Source organism: Demequina sp. (assembly GCF_047975725.1).
Taxonomy (GTDB): Bacteria; Actinomycetota; Actinomycetes; order Actinomycetales; family Demequinaceae; genus Demequina.
Window position 1 is genome coordinate 1 of sequence record NZ_JBKEED010000027.1, and the last position, 2,825, is coordinate 2,825.

General features: G+C 66.7%; 2 protein-coding genes and 1 pseudogene. All 3 read right to left on the reverse strand.

Going from position 1 to position 2,825, the window contains the following annotated elements; all coding sequences use genetic code 11:
- Positions 1-982, reverse strand: a 982-nt coding sequence (gene atpD, locus ACK5NO_RS10060) for a F0F1 ATP synthase subunit beta (RefSeq protein WP_416812543.1), incomplete at its 3' end; no start/stop codon positions are given.
- Positions 983-999: 17 nt separating this feature from the next.
- Positions 1,000-1,893, reverse strand: a complete 894-nt coding sequence (locus ACK5NO_RS10065) for a F0F1 ATP synthase subunit gamma (protein ID WP_416812544.1) — start codon at positions 1,891-1,893, stop codon at positions 1,000-1,002.
- Between the two features lie 3 nt (positions 1,894-1,896).
- Positions 1,897-2,825: pseudogene (locus ACK5NO_RS10070) on the reverse strand (F0F1 ATP synthase subunit alpha); the annotation flags it as partial.

A 2,825-nucleotide genomic window follows, 5' to 3' on the forward strand; every position in this document is an offset into this window, starting at 1 on the left:
TCGAGTGGCCGCGGGTCGACGTGATGCGCTCCTGGAGCTGACCCATCTCGTCCGCGAGGTTGGGCTGGTAGCCCACGGCCGAGGGCATACGGCCCAGCAGCGTCGACACCTCGGAGCCCGCCTGCGTGAAGCGGAAGATGTTGTCGATGAACAGCAGCACGTCCTGCTTCTGCACGTCACGGAAGTACTCCGCCATCGTCAGCGCAGACAGGGCCACGCGAAGTCGCGTGCCCGGCGGCTCGTCCATCTGGCCGAACACCAGAGCAGTCTGGTTGATGACGCCGGACTCGGTCATCTCGTCGATGAGGTCGTTGCCCTCGCGGGTGCGCTCACCGACACCGGCGAACACCGACACACCGTTGTGGTTGTTGGCGACGCGGTAGATCATCTCCTGGATGAGGACCGTCTTGCCGACGCCCGCACCACCGAACAGACCGATCTTTCCACCCTGCACGTACGGCGTGAGGAGGTCGATCGACTTGATGCCGGTCTCGAACATCTGAGTCTTGGACTCAAGCTGGTCGAAAGCCGGGGGCTTGCGGTGGATGGGCCAGCGCTCGGTGATCTCGATGGTCTCGCCGTCCTTGGCGTTGAGCACCTCACCGGTCACGTTGAACACGTGTCCAGTGGTGACGTCGCCAACGGGCACCGAGATGGGGGCGCCGGTGTCCGCCACGAGCGCGCCGCGGACCAGGCCGTCGGTGGGCTTCAGGGCGATGGCGCGCACCATGTTGTCGCCGAGGTGCTGTGCAACCTCGAGCGTCATGTGCAGGATGCCCTCATCCTCACCCTGCGCGGTCAGGTCGATGTCGACCGTCAGCGCGTTGTAGATGTCGGGGATCGCGTCCGCGGGGAACTCGATGTCGACGACGGGGCCGATCACTCGTGCCACACGGCCGGTGACGGCCTGCTCGGGCGCGTCCTTGGCCTCGGCGGGGGTCGCGTCCGCGGGCGTGCTCGCGGTCTTCGCGGTGGGGGTCATGGGTGTCTCGCTTCCGATCACGAGGCCGCGAGCGCATCGGCGCCCGAGACGATCTCGCTGATTTCCTGGGTGATCTCGGCCTGGCGCGCCGAGTTGGCGAGCCTGGTGTACTGACGAATGATGTCCTCGGCGTTGGACACGGCGGTGTTCATCGCGCGCTGGCGGTTGGCCAGCTCGGATGCCGCGGACTGAAGCAGGCAGCTGTAGATGCGGGCCCGGATGTACGCCGGGAAGAGCGCGTCAAGCACGCCCTCTGCGGAAGGCTCGAACTCGTACAGCGGTTCGACGTCCTCGCCCGGCTCGGCCACGCCCTCCACGACCTCGAGCGGCAGCAGCCGCACAATGCGCGGCTCCTGCGACACCATCGACGTGAAGTGCGTGAAGACAATGTGGATCTCCGCCACGCCGCCCTCGTCGGCCGGAGCCGTGAAGGCCTCGTACAGGGCGTCCGCGATCTCGTGGGCCGTCTCGACGTCGGGGGCGTCAGAGCCTCCGACCCACTGGCCAGCGAGGTCACGGTGACGGAAGTGGAAGTACGACACGGCCCTGCGGCCGAAGGCGTACTGCACCACTTCCTTGCCCTCACGCTCGAGCCGCTCGCGCAGACGCTCGGACTCGCGGATGGCGTTCGCCGAGTAGGCGCCCGCCATTCCACGGTCCGCGCTCACCACGAGCACGGCCACCTTGTTGGTGTCCGTGCGCTCGGAGGTCAGGGGGTGGTCGATGCTCGAGTGGATCGCGACCGCGCTAATCGCGCGAGTGATCGCCTTCGAGTACGGGCCCGCTGCCGTCACGCGCTGACGTGCCTTGCCGATGCGCGAAGCCGCAATGAGCTCCATCGCACGGAAGATCTTCTTCAGCGACTGTGTCGACCGGATCCGTTGCCGGTAGACGCGCTGCTGTCCACCCATGAACTACTTCTTCTTCTTTGCGACGATCTGCTCCTGCTCGGACTGAGCCTCGCCGCCGCCCTCGATGGTCGAGTCGGTGGAAAGCTCGGTGCCCTCGGTGGCCAGGAAGGTCGACAGGTAGTCGTCCACGGCCTCGCCCAGCGCGGCCTCGGTCTCCTCGGAGAGCTTGCCGGACTCGGCGATGTCGGTGAGCACCGACGTCGAGCGACGCAGGTGGTCGAGGAGCTCGCGCTCAAAGCGCAGCACGTCGGCCACGGGGATCTTGTCGAGCTTGCCCTTGGTGCCGGCCCAGATCGAGACGACCTGCTCCTCCACCGGGTACGGCGAGTACTGGGGCTGCTTGAGCAGCTCCATCAGGCGCGCGCCACGGGTCAGCTGCTGGCGCGAGGCCGCGTCGAGGTCCGAGGCGAACATCGCGAAGGCCTCGAGCGAGCGGTACTGCGCGAGGTCGATCTTCAGGGTTCCGGAGACCTGCTTCATGGCCTTGACCTGAGCCGAGCCACCCACGCGGGACACCGAGATACCGACGTCGATCGCGGGGCGCTGGTTGGCGTTGAACAGGTCGGACTGCAGGAAGATCTGGCCGTCCGTGATGGAGATCACGTTGGTCGGGATGTACGCCGACACGTCGTTGGCCTTGGTCTCGATGACGGGAAGACCGGTCATCGAGCCCGCGCCCATGGCGTCCGAGAGCTTGGCGCAACGCTCGAGCAGACGGGAGTGCAAGTAGAAGACGTCGCCGGGGTAGGCCTCGCGGCCCGGCGGGCGGCGCAGCAGCAGCGATACGGCACGGTAGGCCTCGGCGTGCTTGGACAGGTCATCGAATATGATCAGCACGTGATTGCCGTCGTACATCCAGTGCTGACCGATGTCCGATCCGGTGTTTGGGGCGAGGTACTTGAAGCCTGCGGGGTCCGATGCGGGAGCGGCCA